A 26158-nucleotide genomic window follows, 5' to 3' on the forward strand; every position below is an offset into this window, starting at 1 on the left:
GGAGGCCCGGCGGCGCCCTCACGGCGCCGTCGGGCCTCCGCGTCGTCCGACGAGGTATCCCGCCTGGAAGCGGCTCTTGGCGCCCATGTCCCGGAAGATGTCCGCGATGTGCCGTCGGCAGGTGCGCAGCGAGACACCGAGCCGCCGGGCGATGGTCTCGTCCCGGGCGCCCTCGCTGAGCAGCCGGACGATGACGTGGTGCAGCTCGCTCTGCGCGGGCTCGTCGAGCGGCCCGCCGAACGGTTCGGCCAGCTCCCACGCCTGGTCGAAGACCCGGTACAGGAACGCCAGCGTCGACGCGTCACGGATGCGGACGGCGCCCTCGGGCAGCGCGTGGTGCGGGAGGAAGCCGAGCCGTCGGTCGAACCCGGTGAGCGCGCCGAACGGCTCTGCGGAGGTGCGGATCTCGGCCCCGGCCGCGGCCAGCAGGTCGAGTCGGGCGCGCGTGGGCGGGTGGTGGCGCGCCGGGTGACCGCACAGCACGCGGACCCGCACCCCCCGTTCCAGCAGGGCGAGTTCGAGGTCGGGGTCGGGTGCGACACCGCCCTCGGGCCGCGCGCCGCCGGGGCGGCAGCTCACCATCTCGCGCGCGCACGTCAGCAGCGCCTCCTCCATCACGGCGGTCACCGAGGCGGCGTGCGGAAGCACCTCCACGGGCAGCCGGGAGGACGCCGCGGCGACGGGCGCGGCGACGAACGCGGACAGCTCGTCTAATCGCTGCCGGGTCTCCTTCAGGCGGAGCACCGCCTGGCGCATCTGCGCCTCCATCGACGCCACCCGCGCCCCGGCGACATGAGGGTCGAGAATGCGCCACCGGCATTCGGTGTGCACGCCGTCGCCGGGATGTTCGGGGTCGTACTCCTCCATCAGACGCGCCTCTTCCAGGCGCAGGATCGCCCGGCGGGCCTCCGATTCCGTCAGACCCAGCACATCGGCCGTTCGCGAAACCGAAACAAACGGATGGGAAATGGCCCACTTGTAGACGCGGACCTGTACCGGATCGAGCGCGGTCTCCATCGGCGGAACACCGTTCGAATGCTGTATGTCCATTTCGACCTCCTTGCAGTTTGCTGCCTGCAGCATGATGACTGCCGGGAGTAGTTGAAAACAAGTGGCCCCTGCATGCAGGATTTATGAGCCACCAGGTCACGTCGTGTCCGTTGTTTCTCACCCGAGGAATATCTGACCGAATCCTCCCTCGATTCCCTACACGGCGGGTGAATCCCGTGGCGGTCCGGCCGGCCGGCACGTGTGCGACGCCGTCCGTCCCTCGCCCCGAAAGTCAGGTTCATGCCGACCACGGAACTCGAAGCCGTCCGCACCGCCACCACCGACTCCTCCGTCCGGACCGGCGAGACGATTCCCGAGCTGCTGGCGGAGCAGGTGCGCGCCCGCGCCGAGGACGTCGCCGTAGTGCACCGGGACCGCTCGTTCACCTACCGCCGCCTCGCGGACGACAGCGCGCTGCTCGCCGCGTACCTGCGCCATCTCGGCACCGTCCCCGACGACCGGGTCGGTGTGTTCGCGGCGCCCTCCTACGACCTGGCCCTGGGCACGTGGGGCATCCTGCGGTCGGGCGGGGCCTATCTGCCGCTGTCGCCGGACTACCCCGACGAGCGCCTCCGCTTCATGATCGAGGACGCGCGGGCCGGTGTCGTGTTCACCCAGCCCGAACTCCGGGGCAGACTGCGGGAGCTGGCTCCGCCGGGCACGCGGGTGGTCACCTGGTCCGACGCGCGGGCGTACGGCCGCGCCCATCACGTCACGGGGCAGGACGACGGCGCCCCGCCCGATCCGTCGGCGGCCGTTCCGGGGCCGAGACCGCACCATCTGGCCTACGTCATCTACACCTCGGGCAGCACCGGCCGCCCCAAGGGGGTGATGATCGAACACCGGTCGCTGGCCGGCCAGTTGCGCTGGCTGCACGGCACGCACGGCCTCGACGAGCGGCGGCGGGTCTTGCAGAAGACGCCGACCAGCTTCGACGCGGCGCAGTGGGAGCTGCTCGCCCCGGCCGTCGGCGCGACCGTGGTGATGGGGGAACCGGGCCTGCACCGGGACCCGGACCGGATCGCCGCGCACATCGCCCGCCACCGGATCACGACGCTCCAGTGCGTGCCGACGCTGCTCCAGGCGCTGCTGGACGACGAGGAGACGGAACGGTTCAGCACGCTGGAGCAGGTGTTCAGCGGCGGCGAGGTCCTCTCCCGCGATCTCGCGCTGCGCTGCGTCGAGACCCTGCCGCGGGCCGCCCTCGTCAACCTCTACGGGCCGACCGAGTGCACCATCAACTCCTCGTCGTTCACGGTCGATCCGGCCACGCTGCGGAAGGGTCCGCGGGCGGTGCCCATCGGCACCCCGGCGGCGCACACCGAGTACCTGATCCTCGACGAGCGCCGCATCCCGGTCTCCGCGGGGGAGATCGGCGAACTGTACGTGGGCGGGCGGCAGCTCACCCGCGGCTACCTGCTGCGCCCCGACCTGACCGCCGAGCGCTTCTTCCACAGCCCGTACGCGGCGCGCGGGCGGGGCGGCTGGCTCTACCGCACCGGTGACCTCGCCTACTGGAACCCGGACGGCACCGTGCAGTACGTCGGGCGCGCCGACAGCCAGGTGAAGCTGCGCGGCTACCGGGTCGAACTCGACGAGATACGGCTGCGGATCGAGACGCACGGCTGGGTCCGCAAGGCCGCCGTCATCGTGGCCGACGACACCCGCACCGGCTTCCAGAACCTGCTGTCGTTCATCGAACTCGACCCGGCCGAAGCCGCGTTGATGGACCAGGGCAACCACGGGGCGCACCACCAGTCGAAGGTGGGCAAGCTCCAGGTGCGCGCCCAGCTGTCCAACAGCGGGCTGCGCGGCCCCGAGGAGCTGCGCGGGCGCCCGGCGTACGCGCTGCCGGGCCGCGAAGCGACCGCGGAGCAGCGGGAGCTGGTCTTCGGCCGCAAGACGTACCGGTTCTTCGAGGGCGGGTCCGTCGGCCGGGAGGACCTGCTGCGGCTGCTGGAGCGGCGGGTGCCCGGGGCGGCGCCGCGCGCCGCGCACGAGCTGTCGGCGGCCGAGTGGGGGCATGTGCTGCGCTACTTCGGGCAGTACCACAGCGCCGAACGGCTGCTGCCCAAGTACGGCTACGCGTCGCCCGGTTCGCTGTACGCGACCCAACTGCACCTCGAGCACGAGGGGGTGGCCGGGCTGCCGTCGGGCTTCTCCTACTACCACCCGGTGGACCACAGTCTGGTCCGGGTGGGCGAGCGGGCGCCGACCGGGGTGCCGGAGCTGCGGCTGCACTTCACCGGGCGCCGCCGGGCGATCGAGCCGGTGTACCGCAACAACATCCAGGAGGTCCTGGAGATCGAGACCGGGCACCTGCTCGGCCTCTTCGACGAGGTGCTTCCCCGGTACGGGCTGCGGGTGGTCCCGGACGGCTTCGACCCGGCGGTGCTCGACCGGCTGGACCTGCCCGCCGACGACACCTATCTGGGGAGCTTCCGAGTCGTCCCGCTCACCCCCGGAGAGCCGGACGCCCCGCTGCCGCTGGACCTGTACGTCCAGGCGCACCCGGGCCGCGTCGAGGGGCTGCCGGCGGGCCAGTACGCCTACCGGGACGGCGCGTTGCGGCGGATCTCGGACGAGCAGGTGCTGAAGAAGCATGTGATCGCCATCAACCAGGAGGTCTACGACCGGGCCTCGGTCGGGATCAGCGTGATCAGCCCGTCGGGTCCGCACTGGCTGCGGTACGTGGCGCTGGGGCGGGAGTTGCAGCGGCTCCAGCTCAACGACCTCGGGTTCGGCTTCATGTCGTCGGGCTACAGCTCCAAGTCGGGCAACCCGCTGCCGTCCGCGCGCCGCATCGAGGGCGTCCTCACGGCCGCGGGGCTCGCCACCGGGCCGTCGTACTTCTTCGTCGGCGGCCGGGTCAGCGACGAGCAGCGGCGCGGGGAGGGCATGAAGGAGGACGTCGTCCACATGCGCGGCCCCGCCGAGATGATCAAGGACGATCTGGCGGCGTTCCTGCCGGACTACATGGTGCCCAACCGGGTCACCGTCCTCGACGCGCTGCCGCTGACACCGAACGGGAAGATCGACACCCGCGCCCTGGAACGGCTCGACACCACCGCGGGGCGCCCCGCCGACCGGCCGTTCACCGCGCCGCGCACCGGCACGGAGGAGCGGGTCGCCGCGCACTGGCGCAAGCTGCTGCACCGCGACGAGGCGTCCGTGCTGGACGACTTCTTCGAGACGGGCGGCAACTCGCTGGTGGCGGTGGCCCTCGTGCACCGGATCAACAAGGAGTTCGGCACGACGCTGCCCCTCCAGGTGGTGTTCGAGGCGCCGACGGTGGAGCGGCTGGCCCGCGCGGTCGAGGACGCGCGGGACGGGTCGGCGGCGGACGGCGGGCGTCCGTCGCGGCTGGTGCCGCTGCGCACGACCGCGGCCGGGAGCGGCGGGCGGCCGGTGTTCGTGTGGCCCGGCCTCGGCGGCTACCCGATGAACCTGCGCCCCCTCGCCGCCGAACTCGACGGCACCCGGCCGGTGTTCGGGGTGCAGGCGCACGGCATCAACGCGGACGAGACGCCGTACCCGACGATCCGGGAGATGGCCGCCGCCGACGCGGAGCTGATCCTGCGGACCCAGCCGGAGGGGCCGTACACCCTGTGGGGCTACTCCTTCGGGGCGCGGGTCGCCTTCGAGACCGCCCACCAGCTGGAGCGGGCCGGACACACGGTGGACCACGTCAACCTGATCGCGCCCGGCTCGCCGCGGGTGCGGACCGCCGCCGCCCGGCGGGCGACCCCCGACGGCACCCGCCCGGCCGAGTGGGGCGACCCCACGTTCCTGACCATCCTCTACTCGGTGTTCGCCGGACGGATCGACGGCCCGGAACTGGCGGAGTGCCTGGCCGCGGCCGGCACCCCGGGGGAGTTCGCCGCGTTCGTCGCGGCCCGCCGTCCCGAGCTGGGCCACGACCTGGTGCGCCGGGTCGTCGACATCGTCCGCCTCACCTACACCTTCGAGTACACGTTCAGCGAGCTGCTGGAACGCCGGATCGCCGCGCCCGTACGGGTGTTCAAGGCCGCCGGGGACGACTACTCCTTCCTCGACGGCGCCACCGGCTGGTCGGAGCGTCCCCCCGTGACCGTCGCGTTGACGGCCGACCACTACGGCCTGCTGCGCGCCCCCGGCGTGCACGAACTGTCGGCCGCGATACGCCGCCTCGACGACCACTGAAGCGCCCCCCTCCGCCCCACCCCGTCCCCCCAGGAGCCGCCGTCATGCCCCACGTCACCGTCCAGCACTTCCCCGCGCATCTCGACGCCGAACGGCGGGCGGCCCTCGTGGCGGCCGTGACGGGGGCGGTCACCGCCGCCTTCGGCGTCGAGGAGGGGGTCGTCTCCATCGCGCTGGAGCCGGTCGACCCCGCCGACTGGCAACAGCGCGTCTACGCACCGGAGATCGTCGGCCGCGCCGATCTGCTGGTGAAGCGGCCGTCGTACTGAGCCGGACCGCCTCCCGAGCCCCGGCAGGGCCCGAACCACCCGCACCACCACCTCATCCGAAGGACAACCCCCTGTGAAGAACGCGACCATCGCACGCTTCCTGCTCCAAGCCACCTTGTGGGGAAGCAGCTTCACCTTCATCAAGGCGTCGCTGCACGGGCTCACCCCGGGCCAACTGGTCATGGCGCGGCTGCTGCTGGGCACCGCCGTGCTGCTCGCCCTCGCCGCGCTGCGCCACGTCCCCCTCCCCAAGGGCCGCGGCCTGTGGGGGCACATCGCCGCCGCCGCCCTCTTCGGCAACGTCCTGCCGTTCCTGCTGCTGTCCTACGGCGAACGCACCACCGGCGCCGGACTCGCGGGCGTCCTGGTGGGGGCCACCCCGCTGCTCACCCTGGGCGTCGCCACCGCCGTCCTGCCCGCCGAACGGGCCACCACCCGCAAGGCCGTCGGCCTGCTCCTCGGCTTCGTCGGCGTGGTCGTCGTGATCGGCCCCTGGACCGACGCCACCGGCTCCCTCTCCGGCCGCGCCGCCTGCTTCGGCGCCGCCCTCAGCTACGCCGTCGGCTACGTCTACGTCCGCAAGTTCCTCACCCCGCGCAAGCTCGCCCCGCTGGCCGCCGCGGCCTCCCAACTCCTCGCCGCGGCCGTGCTGATGGCGGCGGTGCTGCCCTTCATGGCCTGGCACACCCCGCACTTCACCACCAAGGTCACCCTGAGCATCCTGTTCCTCGGCCTGTTCAGCACCGGCCTCGCCTACGTCCTGTACTTCCGCCTCATCAACGACGTCGGCGCCACCAACGCCTCGGCCGTCAACTACGTCGTCCCCGTCGCCGCCGTCCTCATCGGCGCGATCGCGCTCGGCGAGTCGGTGTCCTGGAACCTCCTCGTCGGCGGCGTCATCGTGCTGCTCGGCATGGGGTACGCGGAGAACCGGCTGCGCCAGCTGCGGCGCACCCCCGAGGACACCCCGCCCGCCGACACCCCGGTGCCCACCGCGGCGAAGGCGTCCCCGGCCGAGGAGCGCCGGTGAGACGCCCGGCCGCGCCGCGCTGGTGGCGGGCGGCGGTGGCGGACCTCGACACGATCCGCGGCCGGGACCCGTCGGTGCTCAGCCGGGGCGAGGCCCTGCTGCACCCGGCGCTGCCCGCCGTGTGGGGGCACCGCGTCGCGCACGGGCTGCACCGGCGCGGCCTGCGGCGCAGCGCCCGCCTGCTGTCCAACGTGGCGCGGGTGGCGTCCGGCGGGGTGGAGATCCACCCCGGCGCGCGGATCGGCCGCGGCTTCTTCATCGACCACGGCGCGGGCGTCGTGATCGGGGAGACCGCGGTGATCGGCGACGACGTGACCCTCTTCCACCAGGTCACCCTCGGCTCCACCGGCTGGTGGAACGACCGGGCCCGGCCCGCCGGGGAGCGCCGCCACCCGGTGCTCGGGGACCGCGTGGTGGTGGGCGCGGGCGCCACCGTCCTCGGGCCGGTGACCGTCGCCCACGACAGCGTGGTCGGCGCGCAGGCCCTCGTGGTCCGTGATCTGCCCGCCGGGAGCCGGGTGTTCGCGCCGGTCGCGACCCGGCACCGGCCCACTGGACCCCGGACCCGGCGGCTCGGCGCCGGGTCCGGGCCGCCGGTCGCGGGCGCGGCGGGCGCGCCCCGCCCGCCCGCGACCCTGGCGGCCTTCCCCATCTGGTGACCGGCGGCGCCCCGCCGCCCACGGAGGAGCACCCATGACCACCCGCACCACCGTCCCGGCGCAGGCCGGACCGTCCCCCGCCCCGCCGACCCCGCCCGCGCCGGCGGGCCGCGCCCCGGCGCGGTCGCTGGAGGAACTGGTCGGCGGCACCCCGCTGGTCCGCATCGACTCCGGCACCCCGACGACCACCCTCTACGCCAAGCTGGAGAGCGCCAACCCGCTGTCCAGCGTGAAGGACCGCACCGGCCTGTACATGATCGAGGCCGCCGAACGGCGGGGCGACCTGCCCCGCCACGGCGGCACGGTCGTGGAGGCCTCGTCCGGGAACACCGGGATCTCGCTCGCCGCGCTGAGCGCCGCCCGCGGCCACGCCTGCGTCATCGTGCTGCCGGACAGCGCCACCCGCGAACGCGTCCAGCTCCTCAAGGCGTTCGGCGCGGAGGTGGTGCTCACCCCGGCCGAGGAGGGGTACACCGCCGCCATCGAGAAGGCCGAGGAACTCCACCGGGCCCGCCCCGGCTCCTGGTTCGCCCGCCAGCACGAGAACACCGACAACGTCGCCGCGCACTACGCCACGACCGGCCCGGAGATCTGGGCGGACACCGGCGGGCGGCTGGACGTGCTCGTGGTGGGCGTCGGCACCGGCGGCACCCTCAGCGGCACCGCCCGCTACCTGAAGGAACGTCACGCCGGGCTGCGGGTGGTCGCGGTGGAGCCGGAGCGCTCCCCGGTGCTCAGCGAGGGCTGGGGCGGCCTGCACCGCATTCCCGGCCTCAACGGCGGCTTCGTCGCCGACACCACCGACACCGCGCTGATCGACGAGGTGATCACCGTCTCCGACGACGACGCCTTCGACACGGCGCGGCGCCTCGCCCGTACGGCGGGCCTGCTCGTCGGCGTCTCCTCCGGTGCCGCCGCCCACGCCGCCCGGCTGGTCGCGGCCCGGCCCGAGCACGCCGGCCAGACCGTCGTGACCCTCTTCCCCGACACGGGAGAGCGCTACCTGTCCTGGCTGGAGACCGCCGACGATGCCGGTCCCGCCGCCTCCGGGGACGGCGACGACCCCGCCGCACCCACCCCTTCCACCGCTGAGGAGACCGTCCGATGACCCAGCTGCCCCGCATCGTCCTGCCCGGCGAGGGCGAGTCCGTGCAGATCGGCACCACGACCAACACCACGTTCAAGGCGGTCGGCGGCGAGACCGACAACCGCCTCGGCCTCTTCGAACACCGCATGGACCCCGGCGCGCCCGGAGCGTCCCCGCACATACACAAGGAGCAGCTGGAGGCGTTCTACGTGCTGCACGGCACGGTGGAACTGCACCTCGACGGCCGCTCCTTCCCCGCCAAGCCCGGTACGTTCGTCAACGTGCCCGAGAACATGTCGCACGGCTTCCACAACCCGTACCAGGACCAGGCGACCATGCTGATCATCTTCACCCCGGCCAAGGACCGGGAGGACTACTTCCGGGGCCTGGCCGAGCTGTACGCCCACGGCAACCGGCCCAGCGAGGACGAGCTGCTGGACCTGATGTCGCGCTACGACCAGTACGAGCTGACCGTCGACGGGACGGTACCGGGATGGGGGCGGCACTGACCCGCGCCCCGGCACCGCGTGCGGCGGGGTCCCGGTGACCCTGCCCGCGAAGCCGCCGTCCGCGGCCGGCGCCCGCCCGTCGCCGCCTCCGGGGCGGCGGCGGGCGGCGGTCGTCGGCGCCCTGGTGGCGGCGTTCGGCGGCTTCGCCCACTTCAACCTGCTGCTGTCGGCGCTGCCCGCGTACGCGCTGCGGTCCGGTTCGGGCGCGTCCGGCGCCGGGGCGCTCACCGGCACCCTGATCGCCACCACGCTGGTCGTCCAGCCGTTCACGCCGTGGCTGTTCGCCCGCCTCGGACGCCGCCGGTCGCTGGCGCTGAGCGGCGCGCTGATGGCGCTGCCCTCGCTGCCCCTCGCGGGCGTGTCCTCGCTGCCGGGCCTGGTCGCCCTGTCCGCGGTGCGGGGGCTGGGCTTCGGGGTGTTCGTCGTGGCGGGCGTGACCTTCACGGCGGAGCTGTTCCCGCCGGAGCGCCGGGGCCGCGCGATGGGCTGGTACGGGGCGGCGGTCGGCGCCGCCGGGGTGATCGGCGCCCCCCTGGGCGTGGCCCTGGCCCGGCAGGACGCCTACGGCCCCGCCTTCGCGCTCGCCACGGGCACCGCCGGACTGGTCCTCGTCGGCGCGCTCGGCTTCCCGTCCGGGGCACCGCCCGCGCCCGCCGCCGCGCCGAAGCCCGCCGCACGGCGCGGGCCGCGGCTCGGTGCGCGCCTGCGGGCGCTGCGCCCCCTCTCCGGTCCGCTGCTGGTCGAGGTCGTCTCCACCACGGCGTACGGCGTCGTCTTCACGTTCCTGCCGCTCGGCGGTGCGGCCGCGCCCGCCGCGCTGCTGGCGGCGCAGGTGTCCTGTGTGGCGGCCCGGCTGGTGGCGGGCGGGCTGATCGACCGGCACGGCGCGCGGCGGGTACTGGGCCCGGCCGTGCTGCTGGCGGCGCTCGGCACGGCCGGGGGCGCGCTGCCGGACCGGCCGCTGCCGCTGCTGGCGGGCGCGCTGCTGTTCGGGGCCGGGTTCGGCGCGGTGCAGAGCGCGACGCTGGTGCTGGTCATGGAACTGGCGGAAGCGGCGGAGACGGCGGAGGACCGCGCGGGCGGGACCGGGGGCGGGCTCGGGCGGGCGAGTGTCGCGTGGAACGTGGCGTTCGACGCGGGCACCGGGCTGGGGGCGCTCGCGGGCGGGCCGGTGTTCGCCGTCGGCGGGCCGCCCGTGCTGTTCACGGGCACCGCGGTACTGCTCGCCGCCGCCCTCCTGGTGGGCGTCCCCGCTCCCCCGGCCGCCGCGGAACGCGCCTGACGACCGGTCACGGAACCGCTCGGCCAGGCCGTACCGGGGGGTGCGGGGTCAGTGCGGGCGGGCCATGAGCACGGCGACGTCGTCCTGCGCGGGGTGGGGCAGCATCCGCCGCAGCACGGCGTCGCAGAGGTCCCCCAGCGGTCGGGCCGGGCGGCCGAGGGCGCGGGCGAGTTTGGCGAGCCCTTGGTCGAGGTCGCGGTCGCGGCTCTCGATGAGGCCGTCGGTGTAGAGGACGAGCACACTGCCCGGCGGCAGCGGCACCTCCTCGGTGCGGAACTCGTAGCCGCCGGTGCCGAGCGGGGTGCCCGGCGGGCCGTCCAGGAAGGTGACCTGCCCCTCCGGGGTGACGACGGCGGGCGGCGGGTGTCCGGCGCGGGCGATGACACACGCGCCGGTGGCGGGGTCGTGGACGGCGTACACGCAGGTCGCCATCTCGTCCTCGCCCATGTCGGCGACGACGGCGTCCAGGGAGCGCAGCATGTGGGCGGGGTGGATGTCGTGGCGGGCCAGGGTCCGTACGGCGGTGCGGAGTTGGCCCATGACGGCGGCGGCGTGGATGCCGTGCCCCATGACGTCGCCGATGACGAGTCCGGTGCGGCCCTCGGGCAGGGCGATCACGTCGTACCAGTCGCCGCCGACGTCGTGCTCGCTGGCCGGGCGGTAGCGGCCGGTGAGATCGAGGCCGGGGACGGCGGGCAGCACGCTGTTGGTGAGGCTGCGCCGCAGGGTGAGGGCGGCGGTGCGCTGCCGGGTGTACATCAGGGCGTTGTCGATGTTCAGGGCGGCGCGCGCCACCAGTTCGTCGATGAGGACGCAGTCCTGGTCGTCGAACCGCTCCCGGCTGGCGAGCCGGGTGACCACCACGCCGCCGAGGACCTTGCCGCGCGCCACCAGCGGGATCAGCCGGGCCGCGCCGAGGCTCATGAGGTAGGCGCGCAGATCGTCGTCGTCGGGGTCGGTGACGAGGGCCGGCACGTCGGAGCGGTACAGGTTCGTGGGCTGGCCGCCGGTGACGACCCGTTCGTAGAGGGAGCCGCGCGGGATGCGGTGGGTCATGCCGGGGCGCAGCTTGTCGACCGGGGCGGCCGGGTCGGGGAAGAGGGAGGCGGTGCGGCGGACGACGCCGCGCGCGGCGGGGGTGGAGTCGTCCGGGTCGAGGAGGGTCTCCAGGAGCTGCACGTCGGCGGAGTCGGCGAGCTGGGGCACCAGCATGTGCACGATCTCCTCGGAGGTCTGCCGCAGGTCGAGGGTGGTGCCGATGCGGGTGCCCGCCTCGGCGAGCAGGGCGAAGCGGCGGCGGGCCCGCTCGGCGTCGGCCTCGGCGCGCTGGCTCTCCGTGATGTCGATGAGGGAGGCGATCAGGCCCAGGGTGCGCCCGGCGCCGTCGACCAGCGGGGCGTAGGAGCAGGACCAGGTGCGGTCCTGGTCGGGGTCGGAGGCGGTCCGCCCGGTGCGGCGGACGTCGACGACGGCGACGCCCTCCTCCAGGACCTGCCGCATCGTCGCCTCCAGCGCGGCGGCGTTCACCCCGGGCACCACCTCCGTCAGCCGCCGGCCGACGTGTTCCTCGGCGGAGACGCCGTTCATCCGGGCGAGGGCGTCGTTGGCGCGCAGGAACCGCAGGTCGGTGCCGAGGGTGGCGAGGCCGATCGGGGACTGGCGGAAGAGGCTCTCCAGGGCGGCCAGCGAGTCCCGCATGCGCAGCACCTGGGAGGTCTCCACGGCGATCAGCAGGGCGCCGGGGCGGCCCCGTTCGTCGCGGGCGGGGACGATCCAGGTCTCCATCGTGACCTGGTGGCCGTCCCGGTGACGCACCGACAGGGTGCCCACCATGGTCTCGCCGCCGTGCACGCGCCGGGTGAGCTGGTCGGCCAGCGGGCGGTTGCCCTCGGGGACCAGCACCGCCGCGGCGGGCCGGTCGAGCACGTCCTCGGAGCGGTGACCGAGCAGGTCCTGGGCGGCGAGGGACCACTCCACGATGCGTCCGTCGGCGTCCTCGCGCCACAGCGCGATCGGGAGCAGCTCACGGAGCACGCCCGCGTAGCCGATCGTCCGCGGGGGCTGGTCCGGTGACGGGCCCGCCGAGTGAGGAGCATCCAACGTACGACCTAACCGCCGGGCAACATTTCATATGAACAACAGTGCTGTACGGGAGAGCAGGTTCCACCGCCGACCGACGTCGGTGCAAGCCGACGCACCGTCCGGGTACGCCGACGGGGAACATTCCATTCCGCCCGTCCGTACCATCGGGGGCGACAGGTCCGCCTCACATCCCGTACCGGGGAAAGGTCGTGCGCCGCATGTCCACGAGCACCAGTGCCCACACCACCGAACTGGCGTCGCAGTACGCCGCCCAGGTCGGCGCCGATCTGGAACGCAACGCCAAGGAGCAGGAACGTCTCAGCGCCGAGATCGCGGCGCTCACCGAGCAGCTGACGGCGCTGCGGCGGGACCGGGCGGTGCTGGTCAACATCCAGCTCGCGCTGGACGTGCCCGCCACGGCGGCGGACCCGGCGGGCGCGCCGGAGGAAGCCGCGCCCGTGGAAGCCGCGGCGCGGGAAGTGACGCTGCCCGCGCCCCGCGGGAAGGCGACCGGCCGGACCCGTCGGACCACGGCGGCCAAGGCGGGCGCGGCGGGCAGGGCGCGCGCGAGTGGCCCGGCGGGCAAGGCGGGTGCGGCGGCCGGGAAGGCTGCGGGCGCCGGGGCCGCGAAGAAGGCGGCGAAGCCGGTGAAGGGGGCGAAGCCGGAGAAGGCGGTGAAGGGGGCGGAGGCGGAGCCGAAGGCCGTGGGGGCGGAGGCGGAGCCGAAGGCCGTGGGGGCGGAGGCGGAGCCGAAGGCCGTGGGGGCGGACGGTTCCGGCGCGGACGCCGGGGCGGGAGGCGGGAATGTGGAGGGGGCGACCGTGCGGCGCACGTTGGTCGACCTCGTCCGTGAGCACCTGGTCGAGCAGCGCGAGCCGCGTTCGGCGGCCGAGGTGACGGCGGCGCTCGGCGGGGCGCATCCCGGTCGGGCGGTGCGGACGACGGTCGTACGGACCACGTTGGAGGGGCTGGTGGCCAAGTCGCTCGCGCACCGCACGAAGCAGGGCTCGTCCGTCTTCTACACCGCCGCGGGCACGACGGGACGGCCCGCCGCCGCGCCGGACGCCTGACGTCCGGGCGGCGGACGTCCGGGCGGCGGACGTCCGGGCGGCGGACGGACCGTGGGCCGGGTCCGCCGGGCCCGGCGGGTCAGCTCGCCGTCGCGGCGGCCGCCGCGCGGCCCGCCTGGCGGCCGGAGAAGAGGCAGCCGCCGAGGAAGGTGCCTTCCAGGGAGCGGTAGCCGTGCACGCCGCCGCCGCCGAACCCGGCGACCTCGCCCGCCGCGTACAGGCCGGGGACCGGCTCGCCGGACGCGTTCAGGACGCGGCCCGAGAGGTCGGTCTGGAGGCCGCCGAGCGTCTTGCGGGTGAGGACGTTGAGGCGGACGGCGATGAGCGGACCGGCCGACGGGTCGAGAATCCTGTGGATCGCCGCCGTACGGCTGAGGCTGTCGCCGGTGTAGGCGAGGGCGTTGCGGATGCCCATGACCTGGGCGTCCTTGGAGTACGGGTTCTCGATCTCGCGGTCGCGGGCCTCGATCTGGCGCTTCAGCGAGCCGAGGTCGATGAGGTCGTCGCCGGTGAGCCGGTTCATGCCGGTGACGAGTTCGCCGAGGGTGGACGCCACGACGAAGTCGGCGCCCCGGTTCTTGAACCGTTCGATGGGCTCCGGGGTCTGCCAGATCCGGGAGAGCAGCTGCCACACGTTCTTGTTGGTGAGGTCGGGGTTCTGCTCGGAGCCGGACAGCGCGAACTCCTTGGCGATGATCTTCTGCGTGGTGACGAACCAGGAGTAGTCGTGGCCGGAGTCGGTGATGGTCTTGAGGGTGTGCAGGGTGTCGTAGCCGGGGATGTCCGGGCTGGTGAACCGCTTGCCGGTGGCGTCGAACCACATCGAGGACGGACCGGGCAGGATGCGGATGCCGTGGCCGGGCCAGATCGGGTCGTAGTTGCGCAGGCCCTCGGTGTAGTGCCACATGCGGTCGCGGTTGACGATCCGGCCGCCCGCGCGTTCGGTGATCGCCAGCATGCGGCCGTCGACGTGCGCGGGGACGCCGGTGACCATGAAGGCGGGCGGGCGGCCCATCCGGGCGGGCCAGTTCTGCCGGACCAGGTCGTGGTTGGCGCCGATCCCGCCGGAGGTGACCACGACGACGGGCGCGCGCAGTTCGAACTCCCCGACGACCGTACGGGAACTGGGCTTGCCGCGTGCCGCGCTGCTCGGTTCCAGGACGGCGCCGCGGACGCCGGTGACGGCGCCTCCGGTGGTGACGAGGCCGTCCACGCGGTGGCGGAAGCGGAACGCGACCTTGCCCGCGGCGACGGCGGCCCGGACCTTCTTCTCGAACGGCTCGACGACGGCCGGTCCGGTGCCCCAGGTGACGTGGAAGCGGGGCACCGAGTTGCCGTGGCCGTCGGCGAGTCCGCCGCCGCGCTCGGCCCAGCCGACGATGGGGAACCACTGCACGCCGAGCCCGGCGAGCCAGGAGCGCTTCTCGCCCGACGCGAAGTCGACGTACGCCTGTGCCCATTTGTAGGCCCAGTGGTCCTGGCCGGACGGGTCGCCGACGCCCCGGTCGAAGCCCGCGGTGCCGAGCCAGTCCTGCCAGGCCAGGTCGGCGTTGTCCTTGATGCCCATCAGCCGCTGCTCGGCGGAGTCGACGAGGAAGAGGCCGCCGAAGGACCAGAACGCCTGGCCGCCGATGCTCGCCTCGGGTTCCTGGTCGAGGAGGAGCACCTTCCGTCCGGCGGCGGCGAGTTCGGCGGTGGCGACGAGTCCGGCGAGGCCGTGTCCCACCACGATGGCGTCCGCGTCCTGCGTCCCGGCGGCGAAGGCGGACCCGGCCTGGGCCAGCGTCGCCGCGGTGATGACGCCACCGGCCACGGTGAGGGCGTGGCGGCGGGTGATCCCGGCAGAGGGCGGTGTGTTCTGCATGGGCTGCCTTCCGAGAGAGGCGCGGGTGCGGGTGCGCGGGGTGGGGGAAGTGCGGGGGCGGGAAATACGGGGAGGTACGGGCGCGCGAACGGCGTGCGGCGGGCGTGCGTGCGGTGCGCAGGCGTACGGGAGGTGGCGCAGGGGTGCGGGGTGCCGCAGCGGCGGCAGGGTGTTACCGACGGTAGCCCAAGGTCCGCGCTCGTCACCAGAGCGGTGCACGGGCCAACTCCGATACGTGTGCGTGGAGTTGACGGTCGGCGTCAGCGGCGGGAGCCCGCGGGGGAGGACCGGCCGTACGTACGGCACGGGCCGGGGCCGCTCCCCCGCCATCCAGACCCGGAGGCGCGCGGCACGGTCTCTGCGTAGTCTTCCGAAGATGTCGCGGAGGGGATGTCGAGAACCCGGACCCGGCTCCGTCCCCGAGGTGGAGGCGGACCACAGGGGCCCGCACCGGCGCCGAGGAGAACGACCATGGCCAAGTACCTGCTGCTCAAGCACTATCGCGGCGCGCCGAGCGCCGTCAACGACGTCCCCATGGACCGGTGGACGCCGGAGGAGATCTCGGCGCACATCCGCTACATGGGTGAGTTCGCCGCCCGGCTGGAGGAGACCGGCGAGTACGTCGACGGCCAGGCCCTCTCCCCGGAGGGGACCTTCGTGCGCTACGACGGCGAGGGGCGCCCGCCGGTCACGGACGGGCCGTTCGCCGAGACCAAGGACCTCATCGCGGGCTGGATGATCATCGACGTCGACAGCTACGAGCGCGCCGTCGAGCTGGCCGGGGAGCTGTCGGCCGCGCCGGGGGCGGGCGGGAAGCCCATCCACGAGTGGCTGGAGCTGCGCCCCTTCCTCACCGGGGCGCACACCGTCACGGACTGACGCGGGCGACGGGAGGGACGAGAGACGGGAACGGCGGCGGGTGCCGTGGGGCGAGCGGGAGAGGGGTCGGCGGCGATGAGATCCGCACCGGGGGAGTCCGCACCGGACGGGACCGGGGGCACCGGTCCCGCCGGGGGCTCCGGGGGCTCCGGGGGCTCCGGGGGCTCCGGGGACGCTGCTTCCCCGGCCGCCGACGGGTCCGAGGGCTCCGGGTCCGTCGGGGCCGGGCCGATCGACGAGTCCCTCCTGCGGGCCCTGACCCCCGCCGTGCTCGGTGTCCTCGTCCGCCGGGGCGCGGACTTCGCGGCGGCGGAGGACGCGGTGCAGGACGCGCTGGTGGAGGCGGTCCGGGTCTGGCCGGGGGACGCGCCGCGGGACCCGAAGGGCTGGCTGGTGACGGTGGCCTGGCGGCGGTTCCTCGACGCGACGCGGGCGGACGCGGCGCGGCGCCGCCGGGAGGACCGGGTCGAGGAGGAGCCGCCGCCCGGTCCGGCCTCCGACGTGGACGACACCCTCCACCTGTACTTCCTGTGCGCGCATCCGTCGCTGACGCCGTCGTCGGCGGTCGCGCTGACGCTGCGGGCGGTCGGCGGGCTCACCACCCGGCAGATCGCGCGGGCGTACCTGGTGCCGGAGGCGACGATGGCACAGCGGATCAGCCGGGCCAAGCGCACGGTGTCCGGGGTGCGGTTCGACCGGCCGGGCGATGTGGCGACCGTGCTGCGCGTGCTGTACCTGGTCTTCAACGAGGGCTACGCGGGGGACGTGGACCTGACCGCCGAGGCGATCCGGCTGACCCGGCGGCTGGCGGCGGCGTTCGACCATCCCGAGGTGGCGGGGCTGCTGGCGCTGATGCTGCTGCACGACGCCCGGCGCGCCTCACGGACGGCGCCCGACGGCGCGCTGGTGCCGCTGGCCGAGCAGGACCGGGGCCGCTGGGACACGGCCGCGATCACCGAGGGGGTGGCGATCCTCCAGCGGGCGCTGTCCCGCGACCGGCTGGGCGAGTTCCAGGCGCAGGCCGCGATCGCGGCGCTGCACGCGGACGCGCCCACGGCCGGGGAGACGGACTGGCCGCAGATCGTGGAGTGGTACGACGAACTCGTGCGCCTCACGGGCAGTCCGGTGGTCCGGCTCAACCGGGCGGTGGCGGTCGGGGAGGCGGACGGGCCGTACGCCGGTCTGGCCGCGCTCGCGGAGCTGGACGACACGCTGCCCCGCCACACGGCGGTCGCGGCCCATCTCCACGAACGCGCCGGAGACCTCCCCCGCGCCGCCCGCCTCTACGCGGAGGCGGCGCACAAGGCCCCGACCGTGCCGGAACGCGACCATCTGACGCGGCAGGCGGCCCGGCTCAACACGGGGCGACGGGACTGACACCGCGGGCGGACCCGGCCCGCCGAGCCGGGGCGCCGGTGCGTCGGCCCGCCCGCCGGGCGGGGGCGCCGGTGCACCCGTCCGTCGGCCGACCGGGGCGACGGGTCCGGGGGCGTCACGGGCAGACGGCGGTGAGCCCGTTCGCCGCCGCGAGGGCGCGGTCGCCCCGGACGGTGCCGGAGGGTGCCACGTCGTAGTGCTCCAGGCAGGCGCGGAGCCGGGCCGCGCGGGCGGCGGGCGTCTCGTTGCGGGCCTGCCAGGCACGGTCGGCCGGCCGGAACGCGGCGTAGCAGGCCTCGTCCACGCCGGACGCGGTGGCGCCTTCGGGGACGCCGTAGCGCACGACCGGCCCGTCGTCGTCGACGACCTTCACGGGGAAGCCGCCCTCGGCCATGCAGGTGGCGTACGTGGCGAAGGCGGCCCGGTAGTCCGCCTCGGTGACCCGCGTCGCGGTGGCGTCCGGTGCGGCGCGGGGCACGATCGACGGTGACGGCGACGCAGACGGGGCGGGGGCCGGGGCCGGGTCGCAGGCGGTGGCCGCGACGAGGAGTGCGCCCAGGAGGAGCAGGCCGCGGGCGCGTCCGGGGGTCGTGCGCATGTCGTGGCCCGTCAGTTGATGTGGACCTCGTACACGGTGCCCCAGGCGCGGGCGATGTTCTCGAACTTGGGGAAGGTGTGGCGGTACTCGTAGCCGTCGCCCGGTGCGTAGACGAACCAGCCCGCGTTGTTGCCGCTGTCGACGCGGACGGTGTAGCGCTGTTCGATGTTCATCTCCCCGGCGTTGGCCAGACAGAGCTGATACACCGTGCCGCCCGCCGACGAGGTCTGGAAATGCACGCGGAAATAGTCGTCGAAGCTGAAATTGCAGGTGACCGGATCGACGAAATTGATCGCGGCGGCGGGGGTCGCGGTCGCGGGCAGCAGCCCGGTCGCGGCGACACAGGCGGCGAGCGCGGAGAGCGCTTTTCTGCGGAGTCTCATCGGAGACCTTTCGTCCACGTCCCGCGTCGGCGTGCGGGACGTCGATGTCCCCCGGCCGGGTCCGGCCGAGGGCCCGGGACAGCGGCATGACACCAGGTCCCAGGGGTGGCGCGCCCCGTACGCCCCGACCGCTTCGGCAGCCCCGGGGACGCGTGAGGCGCTCCGTCGACGACCGTAGAAGCGCCCCGAGTTGCCGCGCCAGAGCGTGAACGCCCCTCTCACCCGGACGGATTACCAGGCAGAGGCCAGGACTTTCACGCAGGGCCGGGAGAAGAATTCCGGGTGGGTGCCACCAAACCGTCCGACGCGCAGGGAGAATCGATTCCGCGGACCGGTCGGACGGTACGGAATTCCTTGCGCGCGGCCTCCGTTCGGCCTTTCGCCGCGCCCGGCGTGCGGGGCTGCGGGCCACCTCCTCCCCCGCCGCCTGGGCGGTCCGGCGCGGCCCCGTCGGAGCGCCCCGGTGGCCCACCTCCCGTACCGGCGCTGTGACATGGGGGTTTCGGTCCGGGGTGTGCGCGGGGTCTGGACAGCCGTCCGGTGGCGTGTTGTCATTCCGCTGCGCACAAGATTTCCAACGTTGGAAGAGCCGCTGACCGACTCCGCACCGGCGTCCCGCACTGCCCGCGGGACCCCGGACCCGGACCGCCCCCGACCGGCCGCGTGGAGCACGTCTCCCGCTGCCGGGCGGGACACGCGCGTGAACGCGACGCGCCGGAGCCGCCGTTCGTCACGGCGCACCGGCTCGTCCCGGCCCCCGCCGTCCGCGCGAGAAAGGAATCCGATGCCCACTCCACCCACCCGACCCAGAGCCAGACTCTGGGCGCTGCTGACCGCGGCGGCGCTGGCGCTGCCCGCGGGCGGCCTGCTGCCGGTCACCCCCGCGGCCGCCGTGCCCGCGGCCGCCCCCGCCGCGGCGCCCGCGTCCGGCGCCGAGCAGGCGGCCGTAGCGGTGCACGGCCTCAAGGGCGAGTACTACGCCATGTCCGCGCCGGGCGCGCGGGACTTCGCCACCCTGGGCGGCACCCTGCTGGACCCGCAGATCAACTTCTCCGGGCTGACCGGCACCTTCCAGGAGCTGACCGGGAAGACGGAGCACACCACCGCCCGCTGGACCGGGAAGATCACCGCGCCCGCCACCGGCGACTACACGTTCTACGCGATCGGCGACAACGGATTCCGGCTGTACATCGACGGCCGCCCGGTCATCGACCACTGGGAGCCGGACTGGGACCGGGAGCAGACCAGTGCCGCGGTCCGGCTCACCGCCGGGGAGCAGCACGACTTCCGGCTGGAGATGTTCCAGGACACCGGCGGCGCCAACATGTTCCTGCGCTGGTCGACGCCGGACCTGCCGAAGCAGATCGTGCCGCAGTCGGCGTTCACCCCGCCGGACGGCTTCGAGGTCTACCCGGTCGAGCCGACCGTGCCGAAGGACGGGCGCAGTCTGGTCGCCCGCTTCGACGGCCGGGTCGGCGGGCTGAGCGCCGTCAAGGACCGTCTCAAGGTCGAGGCCGACACCACCCCGATGCCGGTGAAGTCGGTCAAGGTGAAGCCGGGTGACCGCAACTCCCTGCTGGTCACGCTCGCGGAGCCGATCCAGAAGGGCCAGCAGGTCCGGTTCTCCTACGACGGGCAGGGCGGTCTCACCGTCGGCGGGGAGACGGTGCCGCAGATCGCCCGCTGGGCGGAGAACTCCTCCACCCACCGCCTCACCACCAAGTGGGGCGACAAGGTGGACGAGAAGAACCCGCTGCCGGAGTACCCGCGTCCGCAGCAGGTCCGCTCGAAGTGGAAGAACCTCAACGGGCCGTGGCAGTTCAGCGGTGCCGCGGCGGGCGAGCAGCCGGTCTTCGGGAAGAACCTGGACGAGAAGATCATCGTGCCGTTCCCGGTCGAGTCCCAGCTCTCCGGGCTGGAGCGGCACGAGGACCACATGTTCTACCGCAAGCTGGTCAGCGTCCCCAAGGGCTGGAAGGTCGGCCGCGGCGGCCGGGACAACCGGCTGAAGCTGAACTTCGGCGCGGTCGACTACCGGGCCACGGTCTGGGTCAACGGCCGCAAGGTCACCGAACACACCGGCGGCTACAACGCGTTCACCGCCGACATCACCGACGCGATCAAGGGCAGCGGGCCGCAGGAGATCGTGGTCGCGGTCACCGACACCGGCGGCGCCGACCAGCCCACCGGCAAGCAGTCCACCAACCCGGGCGGCATCTTCTACACCCAGTCGTCGGGCATCTGGCAGACGGTGTGGATGGAGCCCGTCGCCCCGGCCGCCGTGGACGAGCTGGTCACCACCCCGGACATCGACAGCGGCACGCTGGGCGTCACCGTGCGCTCCGCGGACGCCTCCTCCTCGGCCCGCGTCACCGCCGTGGCCAAGGACAAGCGGGGCAAGGTCGTCGGGCAGGTCACCGGGCGCGTCGGCGCCGACCTGCGGCTGCCGGTGGCCCGGCAGCACCTGTGGACGCCGGACGACCCCTACCTGTACGACCTGGACGTCACGCTGACGGACGGCCGGTCCACGGACAAGGTGCGCGGCTACTTCGGCATGCGTGAGATCGGCGTGAAGAAGGTCGGCGGGTTCCAGAAGCTGGTGCTCAACGGCAAGCCGATCTTCTCGCTGGCCACCCTCGACCAGGGCTTCTGGCCTGACGGCCTCTACACGGCGCCCAGCGACGAGGCCCTCGCCTTCGACCTCAAGGCGCACAAGGAGCTGGGGTTCAACGCGGTGCGCAAGCACATCAAGGTGGAACCGGCGCGCTGGTTCTACCACGCGGACAAGCTCGGCCTGCTGGTGTGGCAGGACTTCGTCTCCGGCAACCTGACCAACGAGACCGGCCACAAGGCCTTCGTCGACCAGGGCCGCGAGATGATGCGCCAGCACCACAACGCGCCGTCGGTCATCGGCTGGATCGTCTTCAACGAGGGCTGGGGCGAGTGGGACCGCACCGAAACCGGCAAGATCACCGACGCGGTGAAGGCGGCCGACCCGTCCCGTGTCGTCAACGCCCACAGCGGGGTCAACTGCTGCAACTCCAAGGGTGACTCGGGCAAGGGCGACATCATCGACCACCACGACTACAACAACACCGACCCGCCCTTCCCGGACGCGAACCGGGCGGCGATGGACGGTGAGCACGGCGGGTTCACCCTGCGCGCGCCGGGCCACATGTGGCCGGGCACCCCGACCGTGATCTACAGCGGTGTCGCCGACAAGGAGGCGCTGACCCGCAAGTACGTGGAGAACACCGAGAAGTACTACCTCGACCAGGCGGGCGCCGAACTCTCCGGCTCGGTGTACACCCAGATCACCGACCTGGAGAACGAGCTGAACGGCCTCTACACGTACGACCGTCGGGACATCAAGGTCGATCCGAAGCGGGTGCGGGAGATCAACCGCAAGGTGATCGCGGCCGGTGCCGCGGCCGGCAGCCGTCCGGCGCTCAAGGGCGGCGGCCACTGGTCCCTCGACGAGGGCTCCGGCACCACGGCGCGCGACAGCGGCCCGAACGCCCGGCCGCTGACCGTGACCGGCGGCGCGACCTGGGCTCCCGGAGTGAGCGGCAGCGCGCTGAAGTTCGACGGGAAGGACGGGGCCGCCGCGACGGCCGGACCGGTGCTCGACACCACCGGCGGCTACACGGTCTCCGCCTGGGTGACGCTCGACGCGCTCCCCGGGAACTACGCCACCGCGGTCAGCCAGGACGGCCGTCGGCAGACCAGCCCGTTCTATCTCCAGTACGGGCAGGGCGGGTTCGCGTTCTCCACCCCGGCCGGGAAGCGGGCACGCCTCGCGGTGACGCCCGAACTGGGCCGCTGGTACCACCTGGTGGGCGTCCGCGACGGCGCCACCGGGAAGATCTCGCTCTACGTCGACGGGGCCCCGGCGGCCACCACCGACGGCGGTCCGAACTACGTCGGCTCCGGCCCCCTGTCGGTGGGACGCGCCCAGTGGGACGGCTCGGCGACCGACTTCTGGAACGGCTCCGTGGACGAGGTGCGCGCCTACGACCGGGCGCTGACCGCCGGGGAGGTGAACGCCCTCTACACGGAGGAGAAGCCGTAGCGGCGTCGGAGGGGAACGGGCGGGCCCGGTGGGAGCGCAGGTCGCTTCCACCGGGCCCGCCCGCGTGCCGACGGGACCCGTCCGGCGGCCGTACGGCCGTTCAGCTCGGGTCGGCGGGCGCGGCGCGGCCGAGGGTGCTCTCGCGCTCCACGAGCCGGAAGTCGGCGCGGACGCTGCGGGGTTCGGGAGCCTCGCCCGCCAGCCGGGCGAGGACGGACTCGACGGCGAGGCGGCCGATGGCCTCCTTGTCCGGGGAGACCGAGGTGAGGGACACCGCGCCGAACCGGCCCTCCACCACGTCGTCGAAGCCCACCACGGCCACGTCCTCCGGAACCCTCAGTCCCCGCGCGTGCAGCACGCGCATCGCGCCGATGGCCATGAGGTCGTTGTAGGCGAACACGGCGTCCGGGCGGCGGCCGGAGTCGAGCAGCCGGGTCATGGCCTCGGCGCCGTCGGCGTGCCCCCACCCGTCGGTGGCGGCCACGAGACCGTCGTCGGCGGGGAGTCCGGCACCGGTCAGCTCCTCGCGCCAGCCCCGCACGCGCAGTTGGGCGGGTTCGCTGCGGCCGCGCCGGGCGCCGATGAACGCCACCTCGCGCCGCCCCAGCCCGACCAGGTGACCGACGGCGGCGCGGGCGGCGGCGACGTTGTCGATGGCGATGTGGTCGTAGGGCAGGTCGTAGTGGCGCTCGCCGAGCAGGACCAGGGGGACGGGTTCCGCGCGGTCGCGCAGGTCCTCCGCCTCCAGTTCGATCGGACTGAGGATCAGGCCGTCGATCACGCGCGCGCGGAAGCCCTGGCTGACCAGGACCTCCTGGTCGCGGCGGCCCCCGGTGTGGTCGAGGAGGACGATGTGGTCGTGCTCGGCCGCCGCGTCGATGACGGCGGCGGCGAGTTCCGCGAAGTAGGGGTTGCCGAGTTCCGGCAGGGCGAGGGCGATGATCCCGGTCCGCCCCTGCCGCAGATGACGGGCCGTCAGGTTGGGCCGGTAGCCCAGGGCGTCGATGGAGCGCTGGACGCGTTCGCGCATGGCCGGGGTGATGTGCCGGTAGTTGTTCACCACGTTGGAGACGGTCTTGATGGAGACCCCCGCGTGCGCGGCGACGTCCTTGAGGCTGACCCGCACGGCATTCCCTTCGTGAGCGGTCCCCGATGTTACCGCCCGTCGGACGGCACCGGCACGCGGCGGGCCTCCCCGGGGAGCGGGTCCGCCGGGGAGGCCGCGCGGGCGTGCGGACGGGGCGCGGGCGCCGGTCCGCGGCACGCTACTCCTTCACGAAGGCCAGCAGGTCGGCGTTGAGGACGTCGGCGTGCGTCGTCAGCATGCCGTGCGGGTAGCCCTCGTAGGACTTGAGGCGGCCGTTCTGGAGGAGCTTGGCGGAGAGCGGGCCCGCGTCCTCGTACGGCACGATCTGGTCGTCGGTGCCGTGCAGGACGAGCGTGGGGACCGCGATCCGCTGGAGGTCCTCGGTGAAGTCGGTCTCCGAGAACGCCTTGATGCACTCGTAGTGCGCGTTCGCGGCGCCCATCATGCCCTGGCGCCACCAGTTGTCGACGACGCCCTCGGACACGTCGGCGCCGGGCCGGTTGAAGCCGTAGAACGGGCCGGACGGGACCTCGCGGAAGAACTGGGCGCGGTTGGCGGCGAGGGCGGCGCGGAAGCCGTCGAAGACCTCCAGCGGCAGCCCGCCGGGGTTGGCGTCCGTCTTCACCATGATCGGCGGGACGGCGCTGACGAGGACGGCCTTGGCGACCCGGCCGGGCTTCGCGCGCGCCACGTAGCGGGCGACCTCGCCGCCTCCGGTGGAGTGGCCGATGTGGACGGCGTCGCGCAGGTCGAGCGCGTCGGTGAGGGCGGCGACGTCGGCGGCGTAGGTGTCCATCTCGTGGCCGGTCGCGCTCTGCGTGGAGCGGCCGTGGCCGCGGCGGTCGTGGGCGACGACGCGGTAGCCCTCGCCGAGGAAGAACAGCATCTGGGTGTCCCAGTCGTCGGCGCTCAGCGGCCAGCCGTGGTGGAACACGATCGGCTGGGCGTCGCGGGGGCCCCAGTCCTTGTAGAAGATGCTCGTGCCGTCGGTGGTGGTGACCGTACCCATGGGAAGTCCTTCCGGCCTGAACGGGGTCAGGGGTGGGGTTCGGGAGCGTCCGGTGGCCGCGCGCGGCGGGCGGGACGGCAGGACCGACGCGGCGCACGCCCCGCGCCGGAACCGGCCGGGCCCGCCGTGGCCACGGACGTATGGGACATTACCGCTCCGCCCGCCGGGTCTCATGTCGGGAACAGGCCATCGCCTCACGGTCACCGTGGGTCACCGTCGTGGGGGCGGAACCACACGGCCGCGCGGTGGCTTCACCCGCCCGGCGCGCCTGGGGGTGCCCGTCGCGGGCGGGCCGGGCAGCGTCGTCGGCAGGCGCGCCCACCGGGGCCGTGTTCCGGGGCTTCCCGGGGTCTTCCGGGGTCTTCGAGGTTCCCGGGCCGCCTGCCGCCGTCCCGCGCCGGGCCCTCCGCCCCGGCCGCCTCCCCACGGAAAGTGCGCACATGAAGCTCATACGTCACGCCCGTACCCGCCGGTTCCTGCCGTTCGCGGCGCTCCTGCCCGCCGCCGCCCTGCTGTCCGCGGGCCCGGTGGCGGCCTCCGAGAGCGGCGGGGGCGGCGTAGCCCCGGCGGGCGGGAAGCCGACGGTCGTGCTGGTGCACGGCGCGTGGGCGGACGCCTCGGGCTGGAACCAGGTCATCCGCGACCTGCAGGCGCAGGGCTATCCGGTGGTCGCCACCGCGAACCCGCTGCGCAGCCTCTCCGGCGACGCCGACTACCTCGCCACCCGGCTGAAGACCATCAAGGGCCCGATCGTGCTGGTGGGCCACTCCTACGGCGGCGCGGTGATCACCAACGCGGCGGCCGGGAACCCCAACGTCACGTCCCTCGTCTACATCGCGGCGTTCGCCCCGGACAAGGGCGAGGCGACGCTCCAGCTCGCCGCCAAGTTCCCGGGCAGCCGGCTGACCGACGACCCGAAGGCGCCGGTGCCCACCGCGCTCGACGCCGTACCGCTGGGCGGCGGCCCGACCGACGTCGACCTCTACATCAAGCCGGACAAGTTCAGTGACGTGTTCCTGAGCGACCGGCTCCCCGCGGACCGGGCGAACGCGCTGGCCGTCTCGCAGCGGCCCGCCACCGCCGTCACCGGCAGCGAGCCCACCGAGGCCGTCGCCTGGAAGACCATCCCGTCCTGGTACCTGGTCGCCACCGACGACCGCACCATCGGCACCGAGAACCTGCGGTTCATGGCGGAGCGGGCCGGTTCCACCACCGTCGAGGTGGACGCCCCGCACGCCGTGCTGGAGACCGACCCCGAGGCGGTGACCGACCTGATCCTGCGCGCCGCGCACGGCTCCCGGCCGAGCCTCGCCCGCACCGGCGCCGAACAGGCCGCGATGCTGGGCGGCACGGCGGCGCTCGCCGTCGCGGGCGGCACGGTGCTGGTCCTGCACGCGCGGCGCAGCCGCTCGCGCGGCTGACCCCGCCGCTCCCCCTCACTTCCTCGCTTCCCTCTCCCCCGGCAGCCCCGCACCGCGCGGCTGCCCGGCGGTGGCGGGTGAACGGCCGTGGTTCCCGGGCAGTCGGGAACCACGGCCGCCGGCGCGCGCGCCCGCCCCGGGGGGGGGCCCCCCCCCCCAGGGGACACACGCACACCTCCCGCCCACCCCGCACAACAACGGGGAGGTACACACCGGCGACGAGGCGCACACCCCGAGGCGCCCGTACG

General features: G+C 74.1%; 19 protein-coding genes. 12 read left to right on the forward strand and 7 right to left on the reverse strand.

Annotation, left to right across the window (positions count from 1 at the left end; translation table 11 throughout):
- Positions 1-18 precede the first annotated feature (18 nt).
- Entirely contained in the window at positions 19-1050 is a 1032-nt protein-coding gene (locus ACIQPQ_RS27360; protein WP_401308579.1) for a LuxR C-terminal-related transcriptional regulator, read from the reverse strand.
- Between the two features lie 240 nt (positions 1051-1290).
- On the opposite strand from ACIQPQ_RS27360, the gene ACIQPQ_RS27365 reads away from it, so the two are divergent.
- From ACIQPQ_RS27365 to ACIQPQ_RS27395, 7 genes are all read left to right on the forward strand, one after another.
- Positions 1291-5232: an amino acid adenylation domain-containing protein gene (locus ACIQPQ_RS27365; protein ID WP_401308581.1), complete on the forward strand. Its 3942-nt coding sequence runs from the start codon at positions 1291-1293 to the stop codon at positions 5230-5232.
- Positions 5233-5276: 44 nt separating this feature from the next.
- Positions 5277-5501: a tautomerase family protein gene (locus ACIQPQ_RS27370; RefSeq protein WP_401308584.1), complete on the forward strand. Its 225-nt coding sequence runs from the start codon at positions 5277-5279 to the stop codon at positions 5499-5501.
- A gap of 73 nt (positions 5502-5574) precedes the next feature.
- Positions 5575-6531 (forward strand): DMT family transporter, encoded by a 957-nt coding sequence (locus ACIQPQ_RS27375; protein ID WP_401308586.1) that lies wholly within the window; start codon positions 5575-5577, stop codon positions 6529-6531.
- On the forward strand, positions 6528-7190 hold the full coding sequence (epsC, locus tag ACIQPQ_RS27380) for a serine O-acetyltransferase EpsC (protein ID WP_401308589.1): 663 nt from the start codon (positions 6528-6530) through the stop codon (positions 7188-7190). Before ACIQPQ_RS27375 ends, epsC begins: the two co-directional genes overlap by 4 nt.
- A 34-nt stretch (positions 7191-7224) precedes the next feature.
- A complete protein-coding gene (locus ACIQPQ_RS27385) occupies positions 7225-8298 on the forward strand; it encodes a PLP-dependent cysteine synthase family protein (RefSeq protein WP_401308592.1) in 1074 nt (357 codons plus the stop codon).
- The gene (locus tag ACIQPQ_RS27390) at positions 8295-8786 is read left to right on the forward strand and encodes a cupin domain-containing protein (protein ID WP_401308594.1); all 492 of its coding nucleotides are present in this window, start codon (positions 8295-8297) and stop codon (positions 8784-8786) included. The genes ACIQPQ_RS27385 and ACIQPQ_RS27390 overlap by 4 nt, the downstream gene beginning before the upstream one ends.
- A gap of 34 nt (positions 8787-8820) precedes the next feature.
- Entirely contained in the window at positions 8821-10068 is a 1248-nt protein-coding gene (locus ACIQPQ_RS27395) for an MFS transporter (RefSeq protein WP_401308598.1), read from the forward strand.
- A gap of 48 nt (positions 10069-10116) precedes the next feature.
- On the opposite strand, the gene ACIQPQ_RS27400 is transcribed toward ACIQPQ_RS27395, so the two are convergent.
- Positions 10117-12168 carry a SpoIIE family protein phosphatase gene (locus tag ACIQPQ_RS27400; protein ID WP_401308600.1) on the reverse strand — a complete coding sequence of 684 codons (2052 nt, stop codon included), beginning with the start codon at positions 12166-12168 and terminating at the stop codon, positions 10117-10119.
- A gap of 200 nt (positions 12169-12368) precedes the next feature.
- Between ACIQPQ_RS27400 and ACIQPQ_RS27405 the strand changes: the two genes are divergently transcribed.
- Entirely contained in the window at positions 12369-13220 is an 852-nt protein-coding gene (locus ACIQPQ_RS27405) for a hypothetical protein (RefSeq protein WP_401308603.1), read from the forward strand.
- 79 nt (positions 13221-13299) lie between these two features.
- On the opposite strand, the gene ACIQPQ_RS27410 is transcribed toward ACIQPQ_RS27405, so the two are convergent.
- Positions 13300-15084 carry an FAD-binding dehydrogenase gene (locus ACIQPQ_RS27410; protein WP_401308606.1) on the reverse strand — a complete coding sequence of 595 codons (1785 nt, stop codon included), beginning with the start codon at positions 15082-15084 and terminating at the stop codon, positions 13300-13302.
- A gap of 471 nt (positions 15085-15555) precedes the next feature.
- Here ACIQPQ_RS27410 and ACIQPQ_RS27415 point away from each other — a divergent pair, with 471 nt between their 5' ends.
- Both ACIQPQ_RS27415 and ACIQPQ_RS27420 read left to right on the forward strand, forming a co-directional pair.
- Positions 15556-15963, forward strand: a complete 408-nt coding sequence (locus tag ACIQPQ_RS27415) for a YciI family protein (RefSeq protein ID WP_383781999.1) — start codon at positions 15556-15558, stop codon at positions 15961-15963.
- 231 nt (positions 15964-16194) lie between these two features.
- Positions 16195-17340, forward strand: a complete 1146-nt coding sequence (locus ACIQPQ_RS27420) for an RNA polymerase sigma factor (RefSeq protein WP_401308653.1) — start codon at positions 16195-16197, stop codon at positions 17338-17340.
- A gap of 115 nt (positions 17341-17455) precedes the next feature.
- On the opposite strand, the gene ACIQPQ_RS27425 is transcribed toward ACIQPQ_RS27420, so the two are convergent.
- The gene (locus ACIQPQ_RS27425) at positions 17456-17938 is read right to left on the reverse strand and encodes a hypothetical protein (RefSeq protein ID WP_401308609.1); all 483 of its coding nucleotides are present in this window, start codon (positions 17936-17938) and stop codon (positions 17456-17458) included.
- A gap of 11 nt (positions 17939-17949) precedes the next feature.
- A complete protein-coding gene (locus ACIQPQ_RS27430; protein ID WP_401308612.1) occupies positions 17950-18321 on the reverse strand; it encodes a beta/gamma crystallin domain-containing protein in 372 nt (123 codons plus the stop codon).
- 784 nt (positions 18322-19105) lie between these two features.
- Here ACIQPQ_RS27430 and ACIQPQ_RS27435 point away from each other — a divergent pair.
- Positions 19106-22393, forward strand: coding sequence for a LamG-like jellyroll fold domain-containing protein (locus tag ACIQPQ_RS27435; RefSeq protein WP_401308614.1), 3288 nt, complete (start codon positions 19106-19108; stop codon positions 22391-22393).
- Between the two features lie 100 nt (positions 22394-22493).
- On the opposite strand, the gene ACIQPQ_RS27440 is transcribed toward ACIQPQ_RS27435, so the two are convergent.
- The gene (locus ACIQPQ_RS27440; RefSeq protein WP_401308617.1) at positions 22494-23519 is read right to left on the reverse strand and encodes a LacI family DNA-binding transcriptional regulator; all 1026 of its coding nucleotides are present in this window, start codon (positions 23517-23519) and stop codon (positions 22494-22496) included.
- Between the two features lie 139 nt (positions 23520-23658).
- Positions 23659-24489 carry an alpha/beta fold hydrolase gene (locus ACIQPQ_RS27445; RefSeq protein WP_401308620.1) on the reverse strand — a complete coding sequence of 277 codons (831 nt, stop codon included), beginning with the start codon at positions 24487-24489 and terminating at the stop codon, positions 23659-23661.
- 440 nt (positions 24490-24929) lie between these two features.
- Between ACIQPQ_RS27445 and ACIQPQ_RS27450 the strand changes: the two genes are divergently transcribed.
- Entirely contained in the window at positions 24930-25910 is a 981-nt protein-coding gene (locus ACIQPQ_RS27450; RefSeq protein WP_401308623.1) for an alpha/beta fold hydrolase, read from the forward strand.
- Positions 25911-26158: the final 248 nt, after the last annotated feature.

Origin of the sequence: Streptomyces sp. NPDC091281 (genome assembly GCF_044757425.1) — a bacterium.
GTDB lineage: Bacteria > Actinomycetota > Actinomycetes > Streptomycetales > Streptomycetaceae > Streptomyces.

What these genes read in the sequence shown, in the direction of transcription:
- ACIQPQ_RS27360 (WP_401308579.1), bottom strand. Translation starts at nt 1,050, where the DNA reads ATGGACATACAGCATTCGAACGGTGTTCCGCCGATGGAGACCGCGCTC.
- ACIQPQ_RS27365 (WP_401308581.1), top strand. Translation starts at nt 1,291, where the DNA reads ATGCCGACCACGGAACTCGAAGCCGTCCGCACCGCCACCACCGACTCC.
- ACIQPQ_RS27370 (WP_401308584.1), top strand. Translation starts at nt 5,277, where the DNA reads ATGCCCCACGTCACCGTCCAGCACTTCCCCGCGCATCTCGACGCCGAA.
- ACIQPQ_RS27385 (WP_401308592.1), top strand. Translation starts at nt 7,225, where the DNA reads ATGACCACCCGCACCACCGTCCCGGCGCAGGCCGGACCGTCCCCCGCC.
- ACIQPQ_RS27390 (WP_401308594.1), top strand. Translation starts at nt 8,295, where the DNA reads ATGACCCAGCTGCCCCGCATCGTCCTGCCCGGCGAGGGCGAGTCCGTG.
- ACIQPQ_RS27405 (WP_401308603.1), top strand. Translation starts at nt 12,369, where the DNA reads ATGTCCACGAGCACCAGTGCCCACACCACCGAACTGGCGTCGCAGTAC.
- ACIQPQ_RS27410 (WP_401308606.1), bottom strand. Translation starts at nt 15,084, where the DNA reads ATGCAGAACACACCGCCCTCTGCCGGGATCACCCGCCGCCACGCCCTC.
- ACIQPQ_RS27415 (WP_383781999.1), top strand. Translation starts at nt 15,556, where the DNA reads ATGGCCAAGTACCTGCTGCTCAAGCACTATCGCGGCGCGCCGAGCGCC.
- ACIQPQ_RS27425 (WP_401308609.1), bottom strand. Translation starts at nt 17,938, where the DNA reads ATGCGCACGACCCCCGGACGCGCCCGCGGCCTGCTCCTCCTGGGCGCA.
- ACIQPQ_RS27430 (WP_401308612.1), bottom strand. Translation starts at nt 18,321, where the DNA reads ATGAGACTCCGCAGAAAAGCGCTCTCCGCGCTCGCCGCCTGTGTCGCC.
- ACIQPQ_RS27435 (WP_401308614.1), top strand. Translation starts at nt 19,106, where the DNA reads ATGCCCACTCCACCCACCCGACCCAGAGCCAGACTCTGGGCGCTGCTG.
- ACIQPQ_RS27445 (WP_401308620.1), bottom strand. Translation starts at nt 24,489, where the DNA reads ATGGGTACGGTCACCACCACCGACGGCACGAGCATCTTCTACAAGGAC.
- ACIQPQ_RS27450 (WP_401308623.1), top strand. Translation starts at nt 24,930, where the DNA reads ATGAAGCTCATACGTCACGCCCGTACCCGCCGGTTCCTGCCGTTCGCG.